General features: G+C 45.5%; 21 protein-coding genes. 10 read left to right on the forward strand and 11 right to left on the reverse strand.

Features of this window, described 5'->3' with window-relative positions:
* The 10 genes from RDU59_08040 to RDU59_08085 all read left to right on the forward strand — a co-directional run bounded on the left by RDU59_08040 (window position 1) and on the right by RDU59_08085 (window position 9,688).
* Window positions 1-825: a class I SAM-dependent methyltransferase gene (locus RDU59_08040; GenBank protein ID MDQ7838428.1), complete on the forward strand. Its 825-nt coding sequence runs from the start codon at window positions 1-3 to the stop codon at window positions 823-825.
* A 191-nt stretch (window positions 826-1,016) separates the two neighbouring features.
* Window positions 1,017-1,781 (forward strand): hypothetical protein, encoded by a 765-nt coding sequence (locus RDU59_08045; protein ID MDQ7838429.1) that lies wholly within the window; start codon window positions 1,017-1,019, stop codon window positions 1,779-1,781.
* Complete coding sequence (locus RDU59_08050; protein ID MDQ7838430.1) at window positions 1,778-2,938, forward strand: glycosyltransferase; 1,161 nt, start codon at window positions 1,778-1,780, stop codon at window positions 2,936-2,938. Before RDU59_08045 ends, RDU59_08050 begins: the two co-directional genes overlap by 4 nt.
* A gap of 86 nt (window positions 2,939-3,024) precedes the next feature.
* A complete protein-coding gene (rfaE1, locus tag RDU59_08055; protein ID MDQ7838431.1) occupies window positions 3,025-4,032 on the forward strand; it encodes a D-glycero-beta-D-manno-heptose-7-phosphate kinase in 1,008 nt (335 codons plus the stop codon).
* 34 nt (window positions 4,033-4,066) lie between these two features.
* Window positions 4,067-4,588, forward strand: coding sequence for a DUF4416 family protein (locus RDU59_08060; GenBank protein MDQ7838432.1), 522 nt, complete (start codon window positions 4,067-4,069; stop codon window positions 4,586-4,588).
* 103 nt (window positions 4,589-4,691) lie between these two features.
* On the forward strand, window positions 4,692-5,570 hold the full coding sequence (locus RDU59_08065; GenBank protein MDQ7838433.1) for a YicC/YloC family endoribonuclease: 879 nt from the start codon (window positions 4,692-4,694) through the stop codon (window positions 5,568-5,570).
* Between the two features lie 136 nt (window positions 5,571-5,706).
* Window positions 5,707-5,979 (forward strand): DUF370 domain-containing protein, encoded by a 273-nt coding sequence (locus RDU59_08070; GenBank protein MDQ7838434.1) that lies wholly within the window; start codon window positions 5,707-5,709, stop codon window positions 5,977-5,979.
* A 17-nt stretch (window positions 5,980-5,996) separates the two neighbouring features.
* Complete coding sequence (gene gmk / locus RDU59_08075; protein MDQ7838435.1) at window positions 5,997-6,590, forward strand: guanylate kinase; 594 nt, start codon at window positions 5,997-5,999, stop codon at window positions 6,588-6,590.
* Window positions 6,591-6,604: 14 nt separating this feature from the next.
* Entirely contained in the window at window positions 6,605-7,348 is a 744-nt protein-coding gene (rlmB, locus tag RDU59_08080) for a 23S rRNA (guanosine(2251)-2'-O)-methyltransferase RlmB (protein MDQ7838436.1), read from the forward strand.
* A 69-nt stretch (window positions 7,349-7,417) separates the two neighbouring features.
* Window positions 7,418-9,688: a tetratricopeptide repeat protein gene (locus RDU59_08085; protein ID MDQ7838437.1), complete on the forward strand. Its 2,271-nt coding sequence runs from the start codon at window positions 7,418-7,420 to the stop codon at window positions 9,686-9,688.
* 18 nt (window positions 9,689-9,706) lie between these two features.
* Here RDU59_08085 and rtcA read toward each other — a convergent pair whose 3' ends face one another.
* The 11 genes from rtcA to RDU59_08140 form a co-directional block, all read right to left on the reverse strand.
* On the reverse strand, window positions 9,707-10,783 hold the full coding sequence (rtcA, locus tag RDU59_08090) for an RNA 3'-terminal phosphate cyclase (protein ID MDQ7838438.1): 1,077 nt from the start codon (window positions 10,781-10,783) through the stop codon (window positions 9,707-9,709).
* A 113-nt stretch (window positions 10,784-10,896) separates the two neighbouring features.
* Window positions 10,897-12,387, reverse strand: a complete 1,491-nt coding sequence (locus RDU59_08095) for a PilZ domain-containing protein (protein MDQ7838439.1) — start codon at window positions 12,385-12,387, stop codon at window positions 10,897-10,899.
* Between the two features lie 284 nt (window positions 12,388-12,671).
* Window positions 12,672-13,745 (reverse strand): sigma-54 dependent transcriptional regulator, encoded by a 1,074-nt coding sequence (locus RDU59_08100; GenBank protein MDQ7838440.1) that lies wholly within the window; start codon window positions 13,743-13,745, stop codon window positions 12,672-12,674.
* Between the two features lie 615 nt (window positions 13,746-14,360).
* A complete protein-coding gene (locus RDU59_08105) occupies window positions 14,361-15,413 on the reverse strand; it encodes a chemotaxis response regulator protein-glutamate methylesterase (GenBank protein MDQ7838441.1) in 1,053 nt (350 codons plus the stop codon).
* A 20-nt stretch (window positions 15,414-15,433) separates the two neighbouring features.
* A complete protein-coding gene (locus RDU59_08110) occupies window positions 15,434-15,901 on the reverse strand; it encodes a hypothetical protein (protein MDQ7838442.1) in 468 nt (155 codons plus the stop codon).
* Window positions 15,898-16,281, reverse strand: coding sequence for a response regulator (locus tag RDU59_08115; GenBank protein MDQ7838443.1), 384 nt, complete (start codon window positions 16,279-16,281; stop codon window positions 15,898-15,900). Before RDU59_08115 ends, RDU59_08110 begins: the two co-directional genes overlap by 4 nt.
* A gap of 44 nt (window positions 16,282-16,325) precedes the next feature.
* A complete protein-coding gene (locus RDU59_08120) occupies window positions 16,326-17,159 on the reverse strand; it encodes an HDOD domain-containing protein (GenBank protein ID MDQ7838444.1) in 834 nt (277 codons plus the stop codon).
* On the reverse strand, window positions 17,156-17,608 hold the full coding sequence (locus tag RDU59_08125) for a chemotaxis protein CheD (GenBank protein ID MDQ7838445.1): 453 nt from the start codon (window positions 17,606-17,608) through the stop codon (window positions 17,156-17,158). Before RDU59_08125 ends, RDU59_08120 begins: the two co-directional genes overlap by 4 nt.
* Before the next feature lie 47 nt (window positions 17,609-17,655).
* Window positions 17,656-18,480, reverse strand: a complete 825-nt coding sequence (locus RDU59_08130) for a protein-glutamate O-methyltransferase (GenBank protein ID MDQ7838446.1) — start codon at window positions 18,478-18,480, stop codon at window positions 17,656-17,658.
* A gap of 4 nt (window positions 18,481-18,484) precedes the next feature.
* Window positions 18,485-18,865 (reverse strand): chemotaxis response regulator CheY, encoded by a 381-nt coding sequence (locus tag RDU59_08135; protein ID MDQ7838447.1) that lies wholly within the window; start codon window positions 18,863-18,865, stop codon window positions 18,485-18,487.
* Between the two features lie 142 nt (window positions 18,866-19,007).
* Window positions 19,008-21,266, reverse strand: a complete 2,259-nt coding sequence (locus RDU59_08140) for a chemotaxis protein CheA (protein MDQ7838448.1) — start codon at window positions 21,264-21,266, stop codon at window positions 19,008-19,010.
* Window positions 21,267-21,292: the final 26 nt, after the last annotated feature.

Genomic DNA, 21,292 nt, shown 5'->3' on the forward strand with positions numbered 1-21,292 from the left:
ATGGAATCAGCCCCTTCAAACTGCATCCTATGCAACAGTCCAAATCGATCTGTTCTGATTCGAAAGGGAGATTGGACTGCCTTCAAATGTGATAATTGCGGGTTAGGCTTTCTTGATCCTCGCCCAGATCCAACAGAATTAAATCAGCTTTATAAAGAAAGTTATTTCCAAAGCCATTATGACAAAGGTCTACAAGTTAACTCGCTTGAAATGAGACGCCGTATTTCCCAGGAAGACCATCGGATCAAGTTTTTTCGTTCATTAAAAAAAAATGGCCGGCTTGTCGATATCGGATGCGGCATGGGCTATTTTTTGTATGCCTCTCGTATGTATGGATATGACGTAGAGGGGGTAGATATTTCTGATTATGCAGCCTCCTACATAATGGATGAACTTAAAATACCAGTAAGGATAGGATCTATTGCCGAAATCGACTTTGAAGACCAATCGGTCGATATGATTACGATGTGGCACTTTTTGGAGCATACCCCTAACCCAGAGGATTACCTGAAAAAAGCCTGGGTGTGGTTAAAACCAAGTGGGCTTATGATTGTCGATGTCCCCAATTATGAAGGAACAGATGCAAAAAAGACCTGGGCTGAGTGGCCGGGTTGGTCTATTCCTTACCATCTTTATCATTTTACCCCAAAAGCGTTAAAAACCATGCTGTCAAAACATGGGTTTAAAATTATCCGTACAAAGAACTATCATTCGGAGTATATCAAAAACAAACTCAAACAGATTCCTGGTATAAATCTCTTTGCCCGATTAATTGCAAAGGGGTTTTCCGGTAATAGTTATGCCGTTGTCGCACAAAAGGAGTAACTTATCTTAGGAATAGTTTTATGAAGAAAACTTGTCATCTAGATCGCATGATAACAAGTCAAATATACCGATTTAACAGACTTCTGGTAAAAGATATCGACAACACACCCATACTTAAGGAATTCGGGTACGCGGTATTAGACCAAGAAACATGCCTCTTTCATCAGGACGTATCATGCGGTGATCATTATTTGGATATCTTGCACAAGCTGATTGAACAAAGCATGTTGCACAAGAAGGGAAGACCTGTTGTTCGCTTTGCTGACGGAGAATATGCATTCTACAATTATGACCTGAGTTGTAACGGCCTTTATCAACAGGCAGAATCTGTTCGGGCTATCAAAAAGGCAATGCCTTCACATCTTGAGGCGCTGAAAACGCTTGCTGGATTGGGAAAGTTTGCCCCCTTAATTTTCCCGGGGAATATGCATCAAGAAGCAAAAGGATTTTTCTCGTTCTTACGTAAGTCCAAACAAGGTGGTTCAGCCTCAACATTCGTGAATTTTCTCTACCAGAACCACATCGAGCTGACCGGTGACAATTATCTGCCATTTTATATAGTCTATGCCTATCTTACCTCTGAGGATTTTGCCCGTCTCGTTAATCATAAAAAGGTATGTATCCTGAGTTCAGAATGTAATATGAATTCGTGCATTCAATGGTTTGATCGATTTTCGAGTTGTCCGGAAATTGCCTTTATAGAACTCCCCGATGCCTATGTCGCAACGCAATGGGAAAAGATGAGAGAAGATATTCTAAAACAACTACCATCAGATACGAATATTTGTCTAGTTGGAGCGGGTGCTGGCGCCCTTTTAGTATGTGTTGACGTAGCTCAACGGTTTGCTATACCAGCTATTGATGCCGGGCATGTCTTAAATATGATGAATGATCGTGAAGATAAATCAAAGGGGCCAAGGCTTTATACTATAAGAAAAATTCAGGATTCACGATGATCGTGAATGATCCGTTTAAGAAATATCGAAAACAATTCAGGGCCTGGAAAAACAAAAAGAGTCTGGAGCGGGAATTCGACCACTATAATTCGCTAGTTGCATCACGCCATCTTGCCATACCTGATGACCGAACTATCCAACAGACCATAAAACAAAAAATTCCCCATTTAAAACCGAAACCAAAGGGCGACTTGCACATCCTTGCCATTTATCATCACTATAACTGGGAAAATGAATCCCTGAAGCCCGCCCTTGAAAAATTCGGCTCCGTTCAACATTACGACTGGTTTGAGCAATTCAACCATCAGCAAAAGGACTGGCACAACTCGGTAAAAGCAGAGATGAACGAGGATCTCGTTAATCGCGTAGGGCGATGGGTTAAAGAAGATGATATCGATGTAATCTTCGCTTATCTTTCCGGAGAACTGGTGGCACCGGAGACCATGCAGGCACTAAGGGCCTTTGGCGTTCCCATGCTTAATCTCGCTCTGAATGACAAGGAACATTTTGTGGGGAAAATCAGACAGGGCCAGGCCATGGGTTCCCGGGACATTTGCCGTTATTTCGACCTTTGCTGGACAAGCACCGAGGATGCGCTGAAAAAGTATTGTGTGGAAGGCGCTCTTCCTGTTTATCTTCCGGAAGGGGCAAATCCTGAAATCCACAAACCATATGACGTAGATAAAACCATTGATGTGTCCTTCGTTGGGCAATGTTATGGAAACCGCCCGGAACTTATTCGCAAACTCACGCTTCACGGCATACGCGTCGAAGCGTATGGATATGGTTGGCCAAATGGCCCGCTATCCACGGAAGACATGGTGCGCATGTATTCAAGAAGCAAGATAAACCTCGGATTTGGCGGCGTAGTGGGCCATAAGGATACCTACTGCCTTAAAGGGAGGGATTTTGAGATTCCCATGAGCGGTGGGCTGTATTTAACCGAGTATAACCGGGAACTGGAGCAATTCTATGACTTGGACACAGATATTATGACATATACCGGCTTTGAAGATCTTGTTTTAAAAATTCAAGACCTTCTCTCCAATCCTGAAAAGGCCGAGGCCATAAGAAAGAGCGGATACCAGCGCGCCCGCCATGAACATACATGGGAAATGAGGTTCGAGCGGATATTTAGGTTAATGGGGCTGATTTGAACATGCGCATATTATTGCTTCCCGGTCCGGATAATGGTATGTTACCCGTCAAGACTTAATATAACGTTCAAAGTTAGGTTAGAGATATGACAGGCCTTGATAAAGAAAAATTGAAGGAAGCCGTTAACCATTTTCACGCCGTAAAGATCATGGTCATCGGCGATGTCATGATGGACGAGTTTATATGGGGCAAGGTATCCCGCATCTCTCCTGAGGCGCCGATACCGGTGGTTGATGTAAGGGATGAGTCCCGGATGCTGGGAGGGGCGGGAAACGTAGTGCACAATATCTGCTCGCTCGGCGCACGGGCCTCTCTTTGTGCGGTCGTAGGCAGGGATGAGATGGGACGCCGCGTGGTCAGAGAACTACGGAAGCTTGGCTGTCCCGCCGAGGGCATCGTGGTTGAGGAATCAAGGCCGACTACCGTCAAAACACGTATCGTAGCCCATGGACAGCAGGTAGTGCGTTTTGACCGGGAGAACCGGGGCAAAATAGCAGAAGAGAGTATCGAAAATATTTTATCCTGTGTCCGCGACAGCCTCACCGATACCTCTGCCGTTATAATTTCAGATTACGCCAAGGGAGTGGTTTGTCCGAAGTTGATGGATGGCTTAAGGCCCCTTCTGTCCAAAAATAAGGTTATCTGGGCCGTAGATCCCAAGGTGCGGGATATGCGCCTCTTCAAGGGGGTGACTATTTTTACCCCGAACCAGCTTGAGGCGGAAAGCATAACGGGTATTAGAATTGATTCAGACGAATCACTGGCCCGGGCCGGGGAAAAACTGAGGAAGCTGGTCCAATGCAAGGCCGTCCTCGTTACTCGTGGAGAGGCCGGCATGGCGCTTATCGAGAAAGGGCAGGGAATGTATTTCATCCCCACGGTGGCCAAAGAGGTTTATGATGTCACGGGGGCTGGGGACACGGTGATTGCTACTATGACCATGGGACTTGCTGCCGGCCTTACCCTGCGCGAGGCAGCCACCCTGGCCAATTTTGCCGCCGGCATCGTGGTAGGAAAAATTGGCACGGCTACTGTACGGGCGGTGGAATTAATAAATGCCATTGAGCTACTCAGCCGTCAGCAGGCTGAGTAGCTGATCGCTGATAGCTGACAGCTATAAAATTATTATGAGCAAGCCAAAACCTTCCCCTCCAGCCAAACTTTTGGTGAGCATTATAGCTAAGGACGAAGCCTTGATTAATGAGACTATAAAGGACTTGGCCGACCGATGGGGCGATGTGGACTTTATAAGCGAAGTTTTGCCCTTTGATCAGACGGATTATTATAACACAGAGCTGGGCGCTCCTCTTGTGCGGCGGTTTGCCGCCTTTGAAAAGCTGATAGACCCTTATCTCCTGCCAGACCTTAAACATGAGACCAATGCCGCGGAGATGGAAGGGGCCCTGGAAGGCAGGCGACAGGTAAATATTGATCCGGGGTACATAGTGGCCGAAAGGTTGATTCTGGCCACGGGTAAGAACTATACCCATCGTATTTACCTGGGCAAGGGGATTTATGGTGATCTCACCCTCATCTACAGTAAGGGCGAGTTCCAGACCCTGCCCTGGACATATCCGGATTATGCCAGTCAGAAGGTGAGGACGATCATGGAACAAATCCGGCGAAAATATCTTTTTCAGTTAAAATAGCCCTCAGCAATCAGCGGTCAGCTATCAGAAAACAAAAGTCAAAGTCCGGGAGTCAAATAAAGCTGACTGCTGAACGCTGAAAGCTGATAGCAAGGAGTAAATAGTGCTTAAAAGTATGACGGCCTTTGGCCGGGCCAATGGTGAACTGCCGTGCGGACTACTGACTATCGAAATGAAGTCGGTAAACCATAGATATTTAGATATCAGTTTACGGCTCCCCAAAAAATACACACTCATCGAAGAACGGATCAGGAAAAAGATAGCCTCACAATTTTCCCGGGGCAGAATAGAAATTATGCTCCAGGTTAATGGCGACGCGACAAGGGTACAGAACCTCGAGTTGGACACGGGATTGGCTACTGCCTATCACAAGATTCTAGGCCGCCTGAAGGAGCAATTCGACCTTAAGGGGGAGATAGAACTCTCCCTTATGGCTTCCCTTAAGGATATTATTTTGATAAAAGAGGAAGAGATAGACGTGGAAAAAGATTGGAAGATTATAGAACTAATCCTTGTCGAAGGTATGAGTTCTATGGAACAAATGAGGATAGAGGAGGGTAGGGCGCTTCATGCCGATCTTATAAAACGACTTGACCTCCTTTCTTCTTTGGTTAATGATATACAGAATCGCATCCCTGAGGTAATAAAGGTGTGCAGGGACAAGCTGCAGGAGAGAATTAAAACCCTTTTAGAGGATATAGAGGTTGACCCAATGCGTCTTGCCCAGGAGGTAGCCATTATGGCGGACCGTGCTGACGTGACCGAGGAACTGGTCCGTATAAGAAGTCATTTCGATCAATTCAGGGGATTAACGGATACCGATGGAGCTATAGGCAGAAAACTTGATTTCCTTATCCAGGAAATGCACCGTGAGGCCAATACCATGGGTTCAAAGGCCGGAGATGCGTTTATTTCCCATAAGGTTGTGGATATCAAATGTGAACTGGAAAAGATGCGGGAACAGGTGCAAAATGTAGAGTAAAAGTACCTAATCCGCCACCAAGTCACCAAGACACAGAGAAGAAAATTATTCATCTTAGTGCCTTTGTGCCTTAGTGGCTAGCACGAATAAAAAATAATCAACCGACAAAGGGAGTCATTAAAAAGTGAGTAAGACTATAGAGTCAAGATTGCTTAATATAGGTTTTGGCAATTCCGTGGTGATGGACAGGATAATCGCCATTGTCAACCCAAGTTCAGCGCCGATGAAGAGATTAAAGGAAGAGGCCAAAGGAAGTAAGCTGCTGATTGATGCTACCCAAGGGAGGAGGACGCGTTCTATTATCGTTACGGACAGCAACCATATTATCCTCTCCGCAATCCAGGCCGAGACTATTGCCCAGCGTTTTACGAGCGATATTTACAAGGAAGAAGAGGTGAAAGAAAAATAGTGCCGGGAAAAGGTAGTTTGTTCGTAATTTCTGCGCCTTCCGGGGCCGGAAAGACCACGGTATGCCATCGGGTCCTGGAGTCTATACCGGATCTGGCCTATTCTATCTCACATACCACCCGTCCGCCGCGTTACGGCGAAAAGGACGGGGTTGATTATTTCTTTGTCTCCGAAGATGAATTTCTTCGCATGAGGGAACGCAAAGATTTTCTGGAGTGGGCCCTTGTACATAACAACTACTATGGAACGGCTAAAAGACAGATAAGTGAATGTCGGGGATCAGGGAAAGACATCCTACTGGACATAGATGTCCAGGGCGCAAGGCAGGTACGGGATCAACTATCTGAGGCCATACTCATATTTATTTTGCCTCCCTCCTGGGAGGTTCTGGAGGAACGGCTCAGGAAAAGACAGAGCGATGACGAAGAGGCCTTAAAACTGCGCATGGCCAATGCCCGCAGAGAGGTAAGGGCTGTCCGGGAATATGATTACGTTATCATAAATGATGACCTGGACGAGGCAGTTCATAATTTTACAGCTATAGTCCAGGCCGAACGTTGCCGCCGCTCCCGCATCATTCCTTCACTTAACTGGTTGTCAATCAGCGTATAGCGTTTAGCGGGTAGATGATGCCTGATCTGATATGGGGAATACACCCGGTCCAAGAAAAGCTCAAAAACAATCCGGAATTAGTCCAAAAGATCCTGGTTAAGTACGGCGGTCAGGGAAAGGCCAGGCAGGCCATCATATATCTGGCCCGTTCGCTGTCAGTTAGCGTACAGTTTGAGAAGGAAGAGGTACTGGAACACATTGTCGGCCATAGCCATCATCAGGGTATAGTCGCATATATTCAAGAAGTTAGTTACAAAACCTTAGAAGATATATTAAGTTATGTCGCTACTACGACATACGGACTGATATTGGTGTTGGACGGGATAGTTGATCCCCAGAACCTTGGCTCATTAATAAGAAGCGGACACGCTGCCGGGGTTCAGGGCATTGTAATTCCTAAGGACCGGTCTGCACAGGTCACCGGGACAGTAGAAAAGGTGGCCGCCGGCGCGCTCACTTATGTACCTGTGGCTAGGGTTACAAATATTGTAAGGGCACTCGAGAGATTAAAAGAGGCCGGATATTGGGTTATCGGCACGGCCGCGGAGGCCGATAAGACGATTTATGAGACCGATCTTAAAACTAATGTGGCCTTGGTTATCGGCAGCGAGGCAAAAGGCATGCGTCCTTTGGTCAGAAGGCATTGTGATCTAATGGTCTCTGTCCCCATGTTAGGGAAGGTCTCTTCCCTTAATGCCGCGGTGGCCGGAGCCGTGGTTCTCTTTGAGATACTGCGGCAGCGGACAACGGATGTCTGATAACTCATCGCTCATGGCTGATAGCTGATCGCTGATAGCTGAAAGCTCAAGTCTGATAAGGAGAATCCCATGAGGACAAAAAGGTTTTGGTTTTCCCTGGTTGCAGTAATGATGCTGATTTGTGTCGGTTGCAGCACTCCAGAGGAAAAGAAGGCCAAACATTATAAAAAGGGCATGGAGTTGGTTAAGGAAAATAAGCTGGATGAGGCCATTATTGAGTTTAAAAATGCCCTTCAGATCGATCCCAAATATGTGGATGGGCACCATAAATTAGGCCTTGCTTATCTCAAAAAGGGGAATCTAAGGGGTGCATTTGGAGAACTAAGCCGAACGGCGGAACTTAATCCTGAGCTATACGATGCCCAGATTAAACTTGGAAATCTATACATGTTAGGCCGAAAGCTACCGGAGGCAAAAGAAAAGGCCGCCTTAGTCTTAAAAAAAGAGCCTGACAATATTGATGCCCTCTATCTGTCAGGCAACATTCTATTGGCAGAAGGTAAACCCGACGAAACTATTGCCACCCTGAATAAAATTATTGCTCTCGATCCTAAACAGTCCCCGGCCTACATATTACTGGCCAGGATTTATGCAGGGCAGAAGAAATTAGATCTCGCGGAGGAATACCTTAAAAAGGCAATGGCGGCAGATGAGAAGGCGCCCGGCCCCCGGCTCACGCTGGCTGATTTTTATGCCCGTACCGGACGGATTGACCAGGCAGAAGCCGAATTGAAAAAGATCATCTCCTTAAACCCCAAAAAAGCAGACTATTACATTATACTGGGCAATTTCTATATAGCAACACGCAGGCCGGCAGAGGCTGAGGGTACCTTTAAAAAGGCCTCGCAGCTCGATCCCAAAGACCCAAAGCCTTTTATGGTCCTGGGGCGATATTATGCCTTACAGAATAAGTTTGAACCGGCCCTTGCCGAGTTCAAAAAGGCTTCGGAGGCCAAAGCTGATGATTTGAATATCAAAAATGCCATAGCCATGCTCTATTATGACTTCGGAAAGATAAAAGAGGCCGAAAAAGAACTGGAAGATATCCTTGACGAAAACGAAAAGAACACCCCGGCCCGGGTACTTAAGGGCCGGATTTATCTCAAGAAGAGAGATTTTACCGACGCCCTGACCGAATTTGATGGGATTCTTAAAGAGGAGCCGCGTCTTCAGGACGTCCGCTATTATAAGGCCCTGGCCCATATCGGGAAAGGTGAGACCCAGCTCGCTAAAAACAGCTTGGTCGAGGTCGTTAAGCAGTCGCCGGGCCTCACAAAGGCAAGATTGCTGCTGGCCGAGATCTATCTGGGAGAACGGGCCGTTGACGCCGCACAAAAGGAACTGCAGGAAGTAATTAAGGTTCAGCCCGGAAATCTCCAGGCCAGGCTCCTCCTTGGAGACAGTTATATGGGGCAAAAAAAGGTCAAGGAGGCGCAAAAGGAATATCAGGAGGCCAAGAACATAGCTCCCAAGTCACCGGCAGGTTATTATCGTCTGGGTATAGCTTACCGTGTGATGGGCCAGAATAATCCGGCGTTAAATGAGTTTGAAGACGCCTTAAAGTTAAATCCCCATCTTATTGATGCCTTGAGCCAGGTGGTTTCTATTCACGTGGCGGGGAGAGATATAAAAAAGGCCATAACGCGGGCGGAAGAACAGCTTAAACGTTCCCCCAACAATCCTTTTATCTATAACCTGCTCGGCAATCTCCACTTGGCGGATCAGAAGGTTGATCTTGCGGAAGTAAACTACAAGAAGGCAATCAGTATCAGTCCTGACTTTGTCTCTCCGTATATGGCCCTGGGCAGGCTGTATGCAGCCACAAAACGCACGGATAAGGCCGTGGCAGAGTTTCAGGAGGCCATAAAAAGGAATCCAAAGGCTATAACCGCACGCATGAGTCTGGGGGTCTTATATGAATCCCAGGGTAAATACGAGGCTGCCCAAAAAGAATATCGGGAAATCTTAAAAACCAATCCGAAATTTTCCCCGGCGGCAAATAACCTGGCCTGTAACCTGACGGAACATGGCGGAAACATAGACGAAGCCCTTACCCTGGCCCAAATGGCCAAGGAACAGAACCCTGAAGACCCGGGCATCGCTGATACCCTGGGATGGATCTACTATAAGAAAAACATTGTTGACAGGGCTATAAGAGAGTTTGAAGATGCCATTAAAAAGATTCCTAATCATCCTAGCATCCATTATCACTTAGGCATGGCCTATCTAAAGAAAGGAGATAAGACTAAGGCTAAGGCAGAGTTGGCCAAGGCCCTCAGTATAAGTCGTGCCTTCCCGGAGGCTAGAGAGGCGGAAAAGGCCCTGGCAGGCATAAAATAAGCTATCAGCTATCAGCCTTCAGCTTTTAGCTCTTAATTCTGGAAGGCATGTTACGATGCCAGGGTTGCCAAGCTTGCCTTCTGCATGGAATCTGGCCTGGGTAAACTGTTCAACAACCCATATATTGGTCATGAGGTGTAAGGTTATCTCCGCGGTAAATATTTTGCTTTTCCCATCAGCCAAGGCCATATAGGGAATGAGCTGATCGGCCAGGTGTCTATCTACGGCCGCCTGACTATCCAAAAAGGAGAGGAATAGAGCGGCAGCCTCATCGGCTACTTCCTCCGCCCGTTTCCCTCTGGCCCCTAAGGCCGAAAAACCGGCATAGGAATCGCCTCCCCGAACCCTTAAGAACACAAAAGTCCCCTGACCAATAGAAGGCGCCGTAATCTCTTCACAGGAGGCTGTTATCCCCTCAGCGGCACGCCGCGGCGTATCTTCGAAAATTCTCTTAAACAATTGTCTCTTTTGTCGGGTTATGATGTGCTCCGGCAGATTGGAAGCTGCTGATATTGCGGTCACCTCTTCGGGTTGCAGCTTGTCGGTTTTAGATATGCCCTTCAGCCGGGTAACCGGCTTTATGGAGAAATGGACGATGCCTTCGCCCATAGGATACCAACCCCATCGTTCAAGATGGGCATCTACCACCATGCCCATTCCCTCTATAGTAGGGATAAATACTCCGGCCAGGTAGTGAAAGGGCGGACTCCAGGGCACATGAGTACCGCCTTTTATGGTCACATCGGAAGGCTCGCCTGCAAAAGCTAATGGAAGTGATATGGTTTGAAAGACCAGAGAGACGGATCCGGCGCTTCCTCTTTCTTCGGCCACATCAAAGAGATATTTGCCGCCTTTTAGTGTAACAGGCCGAAAGGCGAGGGTGGTTGAACCGATGGTAGCGCCGTCAACTGCTGCCTGGCTGATCGCCTTTGCTGCCCTTACACCGGCCAGATGCTGCGGGCGCAGACCGGAATTTTTTCTGTTAGCGCGGATGTTATAGATGCGGAAGGGCTTCTGGAGGAGACAGGATAGACTTAGAGCGGTCCGTAATATCTGCCCGCCTCCCTCTCCATAAGAGCCATCGATTTCGATCATATGGTCAGTTAGCAGCTCTCAGCGATCAGCTTTCAGCTATGAACCATGCCCCATCACTCTTTTTCTGACTGCTGACTATCGACTTAGGACTAATGATTACTGGGATTGCCTTTTTAATTTTCAGAAACCGGGATACGTAAAGAAAATATGGTGTTGCTATATTGTTCCTGGACGGATAGGTCGAAATTGTATTTTTTTCTTAAAAGATTAAGAAGGCATAGCAGAAAATTGTTTTGTGGTGCTTGCATTGAGGCCGTACCCGAATGTCTTATATCCAGACAAATCATATTATTTTCAAATCCGGTGGAAATAAAAAGCTCCTTTTTATCAGAAAGGTTCATGGCCTTGATGCAATAGTCTAAGAGATTGAAAATAAGTTGTGAAAAATCGATATAAGCCCCCCATATAAAGGGAAGGTCTTTTGCCAGGGCCAACTTTTTGTTAATTTCATACCTGAATTTCTGGTTTGCTTCCAGGAACATAATCTCGTTCATAATAATATCATTCAGATTAAGAAGCCGGGGCATCGTGTCCTGCTCTTTCTTTATCCTGGTCATGAAATTACGACATAGATCAGAGAGGATTTGTACATTATGACCGATCATCCTCAGCCCTTCTATATACTTATCAAGTTTGTCTATCCCTTGAGCGCTATGAGAAGAATCTGCCAAGTTATTTTTACCGGCTTGCATCTCGAGATTTAACAGTTCAAGTCTGCCTTGTATGGAAGAAAGGGGGTTAACCATATTATTCAATAACCCTTTTATTATTAACCCGACGGAAGAATGTCTGGATTGTTCAATAAGGAGTGATTCAAGCTCTTTTTCCCGTAAGGACCATTGCCTTTCCTTTGAAACGTCCTGGATTACGATTATTATACCTGAAACAGCTCCACTAGCTTCAATAACAGACCTTAGTTCTAAGTCTAAATAGTTATTATTTGATTCTTTTAGAGGTGGTTCATAAGAAACATTTTTAATTCTATAGCTCTTACCACCCAAGACTTCCTGCAATATGTCTTTAAATGTCTTTTCCTGATACCGTAAATTAAATAGCTTGTTCACCTCCCAGATGGGTCGGCCGATTACTTTTTGCTTTTCCGGTATGAATGCAGCACATTGCTTTGGATTGTAATTTCTGATTACAAATTCCTCGTCTAATATAATAACCCCATTATTTACCGAGTTAATGACGTGGTTGTTCAGATTTTTGAGTTGTTGAATCTCAGGGTAAAATGGATGCCGGGCATAATCAACAAATGCCGCCAGGTTATTATCCATATATTGTGAGACTAATTTTATGGGCATTACAAAGGATACGGGTTTTTCAAATTTAACGCCCATACCGGATTCATGATTGGGTTGACGATCAATGACCCAGCGTACGTCGCCTTTGACTCTGACTAACTGGTCCGTTTCCGGAATGGTAAAATTCAGATTTATGGCGGTTCCAACGTCCGGTAGTTCTTCCGATAGAATAAATACCCCGTTTTGATGAATATCTAAGGCAATACTGTCTTCAAAATCTCTGCCGGCAACACGGTGACGGACGGGAAGCCGTAACGGGATACGAAAATGTCTTCTTCTTTCACCATCTAAGTGCATATTAACACCACTTTCTTTAAGCCCGGACTAAACTTAACATAAGAGTGCCGCTGACATAGTTATTTTGAACGCTTCCAATATTGAGCAAAAAAGGTGCCAGAACTTTCATAGGCCATAGACAATTAATAACTGTTGGATATTATGAATGATTTAATTATATGTGTAAATCCCGGGCAGAAACGTTTAAGGCGTAAATGGAAATACTGGTAAACTTATTGTGGAAGTTTTTTCTCCTGGTAGTGGAAATATTTTTCTCACCTGCAAGTCTTATAGTGAATACTGTCTCATTTTCTTTCCTTGTCTAAATCGGGCGGTTTTTTTATGTCCGCCTCCTTTATTTTATAGAGCAGGGCCTTATAACTGATCTTAAGATGTCGTGCGGCCATTTTTTTATTCCAGTTTGTTCTTTTTAAAACTTCCTCTATCACCTCTTTTTCGATCTTCAGGAGGGCCTGTTTTTTGATTTCTTTAAGGGAAGGAAGGGAGATGATCCTCTCTTTTTCTTCACCCAGATCTATTAACTTCTCCAGAACATCCCGGGATATTTTTTCTTTTGCTTTTACATCCGGCGCCGCTATGGCTATATCCCTTCTTGTGGGCGCCGCATGGATTTTATCGAGGATTTCTTCCTTTAATTGTTCCCAATCATTCAGGACCAGGAGCCTTTTTATGTAGTTTTCCATTTCCCGCACATTTCCAGGCCAGTGGTAACTGGAAAAGACATCTAGTACTTCTTTATCCAGAACGAAATCAGGATTAAACTGCTCACCATAGCGTGAGAGGAAATGCTCAAATAAAATGGGTATATCTTCCTTTCTGTCGCGGAGGGGAGGCACCAGGATTTTTATAATATTTAAACGATAAAAAAGATCTTCTCTAAAAAGACCTCGCTTAACCTCATTTTCCAGGTTGTGGTTAGTTGCTGAGACTACCCAGGTATTCACCTTGACATCCTTTTTACCACCAATTCTCGAAAATTCGCCATCCTGAAGTACCTGCAATAATTTTGATTGCAATGTTAACGGCATATCTCCAATTTCGTCTAAGAATATGGTGCCGTCATTTGCCTGTTCAAATTTACCAGGTTTCAGTCCGTCAGCCCCGGTAAAGGCGCCTTTTTCATAGCCAAACAATTCACTTTCCAGGAGCTCGGAGGGGAGGGCGGCACAATTGACCTTAACAAAGGGGAAATCCTTGCGGTGGGACTGGAAATGCAAGGACCGGGCAACTAATTCCTTGCCGACACCGCTTTCTCCGTAAATTACAACCGTCAGATCAGTATCGACTATTTGCTTAATAAGCTCTTTTATTCTTTTAATTGGCTCACTTTCACCAACTATCATATCCATAATATCCATACTGGATGCCGTCTCCATGTCGTATACTATATCTTACTTTATCGACTAAAAGGAAATTTTTTTTAAAAAAAGTGGAAAAAATTTTCTTATAAAACGGAAAAGTTTTTCCATGGTCTAAAAAAATTTAATTAAATAACACAATATCAAGTAGTTTAATATATAATATTATAAATAACATCATATAGATTTAATATTATGTTGATTTTACTGTTCCTTCCCATATCAGGTACGGGATAACTCCGGGCTCGGGGTCAGGGACAAGTTTCGCAGGAACAATTTGCTTACTACGGCTCTGGTGTTTTCGGCCTCCGGGCATATCCTGCCTGAAGTTTTAAAAAGAGCTAACGTGTTACGGCAATTTTACATACGGGACATAATGTCGGATAAGATATATTATGTCAACTTTTATAGAATGAAATACTTCTTGTGAGGTCATCAGTTTAGCCTTTTGAAAAACTGGCTAACCTTCAATTCAAAATGCAAGATTCAAAGTGCAAAATTCAAAATGTTGATGGTTTTGTCCGAAATTTTACATTTTCCATGTTGCATTTTCCATTTTGCAATGAGATTTAGCGCATTTTTAAAAGCGCTAAATTGTTACCTTACAAGGTCATCTTACTCGAATAATCTAAAAATTTCGTTGGGTATATCTTTTAACGGCGTCACAATATCTACTCCGCCGGATCTTATGGCCTCTTTAGGCATGCCAAAGACGACACAGCTTTTTTCATCCTGGGCTATCGTTTTTGCTCCAGCCTGTTTCATCTCTAACATACCTCTTGCCCCATCTGCCCCCATGCCGGTTAAGATTACGCCTATGGCATTACTTCCCACATATTGCGCAACTGAACTAAAAAGCACGTCCACAGACGGCCTTTGATGGCATACCAGTGGCCCTTGCTTGACCGTGACGTAATACCGTGCCCCGCTGCGCCTTAAAAACATGTGGTAGTTTCCCGGAGCGATCAGCGCGGTGCCGTTTATTACCGAATCGCCGTCTTTGGCCTCCTTTACTTGAATCTGGCAAATGTCGTTTAAGCGATTGGCAAAGGCGGTGGTAAAATTTGCCGGCATGTGCTGGACAATGACTATACCGGGTATATTGGGCGGCATCTGGATAAGAACCTCTTTTATGGCCTCCGTCCCGCCCGTAGAGGCCCCAATGGCTATAACCTTGTTTGTAGTCTCCGCAAGGGCTAAAGACGGACGCGGGACTGCCGAGGTTGCCTGGCAACTCTCTTTGGTGGAGGCCGCACGCTGGTTTACCTTAATGTGGGCCGCAGCCCTTATCTTATCAAGGAGTTGAACCGTCATATCAGCGACGCTGTAAGCGGAGCCGGGCTTGGCAATGACCTCTACTGCCCCGGTATCAATGGCCTCTAAAGCCAATTTGCCGCCGGCAGGCGTAAGCGAGCTTACAATTATGACCGGTAGCGGATAGTACTTCATGAGCTTACCCAGGAAGGTCAGTCCGTCCATGCGGGGCATTTCAATATCCAGGGTGATTACATCCGGCTTCAGGTTAACTATCTTATCCCGGGCCACATAAGGATCGGGCGCTGTTCCGACGACTTCGATATCCGGTTCTTTAGATAATTCTTCAGAAAATATCTTTCGGACAATGGCCGAGTCATCGACTATCAATACCTTTATCTTGGATGTGTTCATAATCTTGTAGCTCCGGAATATTAACCGCAGGTAAAGAGAACGACTATTATCCCCCAATCGGTCTCAAAATATATGCGCTCCACACCTGAATCCTTGACAAAGGGAGAGGTGTCCCCGACTAATTCAGCGGTGGGCGTAGTTAATCGTTGGGTTCCTTCTTTATTGGTTTTATTCAGGATATTGCCCAGGACCATGTTTGCTATTTCTTTCGTCGTATCAATAAGTTCTTCTTTACTAACGCCTTTATCGTCTTCCTTGCGAAGGAGGGTTTCGGTCAGGCTGCCGATCATCTTTTCGGGAATAAAGATATCCAGAACCCTCTTCCGGTCCTCGCCTTTTACTCCGATTTGACCATGAAAATAAGGACCGGGGAGTGACATAACCTGGCCCATTTCGTCTTCGCCTATGGGATCAACGAAGGTAAAAAACATGGTTTCAAACACCTCTTGAACCACAACGGTTAAAACGTTTCTATCTGCAGGATTCATCTGGCCTTCTCCATAATCTCTTCGAGTTTTTCCTTGATTACCTCAGGCATAAACGGCTTCTGGATATACCCCTTAACCCCCAAAGACATGGCTTCATCTATACAGGCCTGGGAGCCTTCGGTGGTTATCATAACTACCGGGATGTTTTTATAGATCTCATGCTCTCTCATCTTTTTTACAAAGGTGAGGCCATCCATCTCCGGCATATTAATATCACTTAGAACCAGGTCTATCCACTGCCCGTTAAGAACTTCGAGCGCTTCTTTTCCATTGCCGGCCTCAAAAAAGGTCCCGACATCGAAGCCGGAAATCGAGATGACCTTGCGTATAACGCTGCGCATGGCCATAGAGTCATCGACTATTAAGACATTAAAGGCCATAAGAAGCCGCCTCCCTGCCCGCCATCAGGCAGGCATTTATTGAGTTAACATTTGAGCAGGTCTTCCGCCTTCTGGAGTTCATGCCATAGTTCAACCATACATGATTCGAGATGTCTTTCTTTCAGACCTAATTTTTTCATGACAGCATCTTTCCCATAGTCAGCGAGGCCATAACCCGTGCCGATACCCATCATGATAGTCATCAGATTACAGAGATGAACGATGCAGGAGATGTAATTCTCCGTATCAGGCGTATGATGTTGGGCAATCGCTTCTACCAGGGCGCCGGGGAAATTCCATTCCTCAGCGATCCGCCCCCCTAATTCGGCGTGATCAATCCCGATAATCTCTTTTTCTGCCTGCAAAAAGGGATATTGCTGTTCTTTAACCAACCTGATTATTTGATCATATTCTGTCTTGACGTAAGTGCTGAGTATCACCTTGCCGATATCGTGAAGGAGAGCGGCGGTAAATAAGAAAGGATCTTCAGGCAAACCTGTTTTTCGCACCAATATCTGAGAAAGAAGGGCGCAGGCCACAGAATGTCTCCAGAGTTCGCCTTTCCCCAGGCTATAACCTGCACCGGCCCTTTGGTAGTATTTACCGCTGTTGTCTGTCATAATGATTTCGTGTAAATTTTTCTGGCCGAGCAAGACCAGGGCCTCCTGCAAGGAACTGATCTTTCTCTTTAGGGCGAAGTATGCAGAATTGCATAATTTCAATATATTAGCCGTCATAGCCTGGTCAAGCTGTATAACCTTGACCAGATCCTGAACGTTGCTTTTGGGATCGTTTAGCAAGGAAAATACCTTCTGTGCCACTTCCGGAAGTGGTGGCAATTCCTTGATACCTTTAGTAATGGTCCTGAGATCTTTCATAGTTCCATCTCTCCGCTGTCCGATACCTTGAGATAGACGCGCCCCGTGCCTATCTCAAGGCGCATAGTGCGGTTGACATTACCACCTATGTCTTCTTTGCTTATAAGAACGTCATTTTTCCAAAAGATCTTGCGAAGGGCCATGTAGTTACGTTTGCCGATATTGAAAAAGCCGCTGGCATCCATAACCTGCGCCCCGCCCGCTATTTTAATTATTATGCGTTTTTTATCAGCGCCGTATTTATATGCCTCTTTGAAAAGCAAGGGCACGCCTGTATCTGCAAACATGCACGGATTTTTTTCTGCCTTTTCCGGGGCTATCTTTGATTCAGGAAGCATTAGATGAAGCAACCCCCCCACCTTAACTACAGGATCATAAATGGACACGCCGATGCAGGACCCCAGGGAGTAAGTAATTAAAATAGCCGAGGGGTCCTTGCTTACGCACATATCTGCAATACCGACGACGAGTTTGCTGGCCACAACCGATCCTTTTTCTATTTTTTCTGATAGACAGTCGGACGCGCATATTTAAAGGCATGCTTTATACCCGTCAGGCTTTCTGAGTGCCCGATAAAAAGGTAGCCTCCTTCACCTAGCGCCGAATAAAAACCGTTTACTACTTTTCCCTGTGTGTTCTTATCGAAATAGATCATCACATTACGGCAAAAAATTATGTCCATAGGTTCCTTACATGGACATGGTTCCATGAGGTTATATCTCATAAACTGGATGCAGTTCCTGACCACAGGCTTAACCTGGACGTATCCCTGCCACCGGCCCTGTCCTTTTTGGAAGTATTTTTTCAGGATATTAGTATTAATATCCTTGCATCGTTCTTCCGGGTATATCCCCTGCTCGGCTGTAGCTAAGACCCTTGTAGATATATCGGTTGCCAATATTTTTAAGTTCAACGCCGGGATAACTGCCTTATGTTCTAAAATAGTTATTGCAAGAGAATAAGGCTCCTCGCCTGATGAACAACCGGCGCTCCAGATTCTTATCCTTCCGCCCCTTTTTTTATCTGCAAGCAGGCCCGGCAGCGCCTCATCTGCCAGGAATTGAAAGTGGTTGGATTCACGAAAAAAACTGGTCAGGTTGGTGGACACGCTATCCAGCAGCCTAACCAGCTCCTCCCCACTCTTATCCTGCAGCACGTAATCATAATATTCCTGAAAACTCTGAAAATTAGAGCTTCTCAGCCTTTTAGCCAGCCTGGCCCGTAACAGTTCTTTCTTGCCTGTGTGGAGGTTAATGCCGGCCTTGGTATAGATGAGCCTACTGAAGAGTTCGAATTCTTTATCGGTAAGGTCGTCGAACATCAAATTACTTGAATATCTTGCTTATCTTTTCTTCCAGAACCTCGGCCGTAAATGGCTTGACAATATAGTTACTAGCCCCGGTCTTAACCGCCTCCACGATATTCTGTTGCTGTGCCTCGGCAGTGACCATCATTACGGGGATATCTTTTAGTGCGGCATCTGCCTTGATGGCCTTAAGCAGATCAAGGCCGGTCATAACCGGCATATTCCAGTCGGTTATGACGAAGTCAAATTTTTCTTTTTTCAAGACCTCAAGCGCCTCCTGACCGTTTTCGGCCTCGCCTACATTTTCGAATCCCAGTTGTTTCAGAATGTTTTTTACTATACGGCGCATGGTGTTAAAGTCATCAACCACCAATATTCTCATGTTCTTATCTGCCGGCATAATTTAACTCCCCTTTTTCATATATAAGCTTTCAGCTATCAGCCTTCAGCTCTCCGGGTTCCGGGTTGCGGGTTACGAGTTGAAAAACTCATTACTCGTTACTCATCACTTCTTTGGACTCCTGAAGGCTGACGGCTAATAATTAATGCAGCATCCCTAAATTTTGTTCTTCAGCCACACTAAATATGCCGTTTATGTCTAAAATCAGCCCTACTTTCCCGTCTCCTAAAATAGTCCCTCCAGCCAGTCCTCTGACATTTTTCATGTGGTCTCCGAGACTCTTGATGACCACTTCTTGTTTGCCAAGTAGGTCATCAACCAGCAGGCATTTCTGCCGTCCTTCGTTTTCAACCACCACTACCAGAGACTCGCAAGGGTCTTTATGTTCGGCATCAATATCAAACATCTTATATAATCTTACTAACGGGATAAGATTTCCCCTGACCTTAATCATCTCGCCCTTGCCATGGACAGTGCTATATTCTTCCTGCCGCGGCCTTATAGTCTCTTTAATGACCACTGTTGGCACTATATAACGTTCCACCCCTACCTTTACTATGATGCCGTCGATAATAGCCAGGGTAAGCGGAACCTTAATGGTGAATGTAGAACCTTGTCCGGGACGCGAATTTATCTCCACCTTGCCGCGCAACTTCTCTATGGCTTTCTTTACTACATCCATCCCTACGCCCCGGCCGGAGACATCGGTTATCTTATCGGCCGTAGAAAATCCGGCCTGGAATATAAGATTATCAATTTCAAATGTGGAGAGACCCTCGGTGTTTTTAATCAATCCCTTTTCCTTGGCCTTTTTTAATATCTTCTCGCGGTTCAGGCCCTGTCCGTCATCCTCGATCTCAATCACAATGTTACCGCCTTTTTGATAAGCCCTTAACCAGATAGTGCCGGTGGCCGGCTTGCCTTTAGTTGCTCTTTCATCCGGCATCTCAATGCCATGGTCTATAGAGTTACGTATCATATGCACCAGGGGATCGTAAATGGCGTCCACCATATTGCGGTCGATCTCTGTATCCTCACCGCTCATCTGAAGATCAGCCTGTTTTTCAGATTTTTTGGCCAGATCCCGTACCAACCGGATCATCTTCTGAAGGGTCTGTTTTATGGGCACCATTCGCAAAGACATGGCTGTCTTCTGTAGCTCGGTAGTAATACGGCTTAGCTGGGAGAAATCACGCATAAGTTTCTGATCCCGTATGGTCTGGACGTGGGAATTCTGCCAGATAAGGGACTGGGTGATGACCAGCTCACCGACCATATCTACCAGGTTATCGAGCTTGCCGATGTCCACCTTGACGGCGCTATTGGCATTCCCGGCAGAAGCAATGGAGGTCATAGCTTTTTGTTCACGCAGGGCATGGGCGACCTCTTTGGGTTTAACAGCGGCCTCTCTGATGATAATCTCCCCGATTTTTTCACCGGAATCTCGCTGTTTTTCCAGGGCGTTATCTATGGCCTCTGTATCGGCCACACCCTTTTCGACCAGTATCTCCCCTACTAATTTAGGCTCCGGCCGGGTGGCCTCTTCTCCTACCTCCCCTTCCTGCGCGGCCCTTATCCGGCTGATAAAACTGTCCAGGTCGTAATCCTTTTGCTCTAATGTACCTGTCTCCAGGGCCGTTTTTATGTCCATTATCATCCTCTTCAGGACATCACAGGCGTCCAGGATAAGGTCAATAATTTCTGAGGAGATCGAAAGTTCGCCGTTTCGGGCTTTATCCAGGATATTTTCCGTTTCATGTGCTAACTTGTTAATATCCTGTAGATTCAAAAAGCCTGAGACACCTTTTATAGTATGGAATGGTCTAAAAATAGTGTTTATGCAGTCCTTATCCTCAGGAGACTGTTCAAGGGAGAGGATGTCCACCTCAATCTGTTCAAGATGTTCCATGCTCTCGCTAATAAATCCGGCAAGCAATTCTTTATCCTGAGTAATGTCTATAACCGGCTTGCTTTTGGTCACAGAAACCTCAGGTGTTGCCTCCTCTTCCATTGTTATGTCATCTTGTCCCGCTGTTTGCCCTTCCGTATCCGCAAGATTTAATTCTTTAAGCAGTCCATTAAAGTTTTTAAGAGAAACGCCGGCCTGCTCCTGGTCTTTTTCTCTGCAAATATCCTGTAACATAGAGATGGCCTGGCTTATTTTTTCATAGACTACGTCCGTGTCGGATATCTCGCCCAATATGATCTTTTCTATAATAAGTTTGAGTCCCCCGCCTATCTTCTTTAGAGCCGCCGGGAGGGTTGTATCCTCATAGGCCATAACCTCTTCAATCTTGGAGAGGAGCTCCCCTAACTCAACCAGATTTCCCGGGGTCAGCATTATAGCCTTAAGCGCAATATCGTCTAATATCTCCTGCAAGGTTTTGGGTTCGTTGTCCATCTCTATCCCTCTAAGTTTTCCTTATT

This window comes from Thermodesulfobacteriota bacterium (assembly GCA_031082315.1).
Lineage (GTDB): Bacteria > Desulfobacterota > QYQD01 > QYQD01 > QYQD01 > QYQD01.

What these genes read in the sequence shown, in the direction of transcription:
- RDU59_08040 (MDQ7838428.1), top strand. Translation starts at nt 1, where the DNA reads ATGGAATCAGCCCCTTCAAACTGCATCCTATGCAACAGTCCAAATCGA.
- RDU59_08050 (MDQ7838430.1), top strand. Translation starts at nt 1,778, where the DNA reads ATGATCGTGAATGATCCGTTTAAGAAATATCGAAAACAATTCAGGGCC.
- rfaE1 (MDQ7838431.1), top strand. Translation starts at nt 3,025, where the DNA reads ATGACAGGCCTTGATAAAGAAAAATTGAAGGAAGCCGTTAACCATTTT.
- RDU59_08060 (MDQ7838432.1), top strand. Translation starts at nt 4,067, where the DNA reads ATGAGCAAGCCAAAACCTTCCCCTCCAGCCAAACTTTTGGTGAGCATT.
- rlmB (MDQ7838436.1), top strand. Translation starts at nt 6,605, where the DNA reads ATGATGCCTGATCTGATATGGGGAATACACCCGGTCCAAGAAAAGCTC.
- RDU59_08085 (MDQ7838437.1), top strand. Translation starts at nt 7,418, where the DNA reads ATGAGGACAAAAAGGTTTTGGTTTTCCCTGGTTGCAGTAATGATGCTG.
- rtcA (MDQ7838438.1), bottom strand. Translation starts at nt 10,783, where the DNA reads ATGATCGAAATCGATGGCTCTTATGGAGAGGGAGGCGGGCAGATATTA.
- RDU59_08095 (MDQ7838439.1), bottom strand. Translation starts at nt 12,387, where the DNA reads ATGCACTTAGATGGTGAAAGAAGAAGACATTTTCGTATCCCGTTACGG.
- RDU59_08100 (MDQ7838440.1), bottom strand. Translation starts at nt 13,745, where the DNA reads ATGGATATTATGGATATGATAGTTGGTGAAAGTGAGCCAATTAAAAGA.
- RDU59_08105 (MDQ7838441.1), bottom strand. Translation starts at nt 15,413, where the DNA reads ATGAACACATCCAAGATAAAGGTATTGATAGTCGATGACTCGGCCATT.
- RDU59_08110 (MDQ7838442.1), bottom strand. Translation starts at nt 15,901, where the DNA reads ATGAATCCTGCAGATAGAAACGTTTTAACCGTTGTGGTTCAAGAGGTG.
- RDU59_08115 (MDQ7838443.1), bottom strand. Translation starts at nt 16,281, where the DNA reads ATGGCCTTTAATGTCTTAATAGTCGATGACTCTATGGCCATGCGCAGC.
- RDU59_08120 (MDQ7838444.1), bottom strand. Translation starts at nt 17,159, where the DNA reads ATGAAAGATCTCAGGACCATTACTAAAGGTATCAAGGAATTGCCACCA.
- RDU59_08125 (MDQ7838445.1), bottom strand. Translation starts at nt 17,608, where the DNA reads ATGTGCGTAAGCAAGGACCCCTCGGCTATTTTAATTACTTACTCCCTG.
- RDU59_08130 (MDQ7838446.1), bottom strand. Translation starts at nt 18,480, where the DNA reads ATGTTCGACGACCTTACCGATAAAGAATTCGAACTCTTCAGTAGGCTC.
- RDU59_08135 (MDQ7838447.1), bottom strand. Translation starts at nt 18,865, where the DNA reads ATGCCGGCAGATAAGAACATGAGAATATTGGTGGTTGATGACTTTAAC.
- RDU59_08140 (MDQ7838448.1), bottom strand. Translation starts at nt 21,266, where the DNA reads ATGGACAACGAACCCAAAACCTTGCAGGAGATATTAGACGATATTGCG.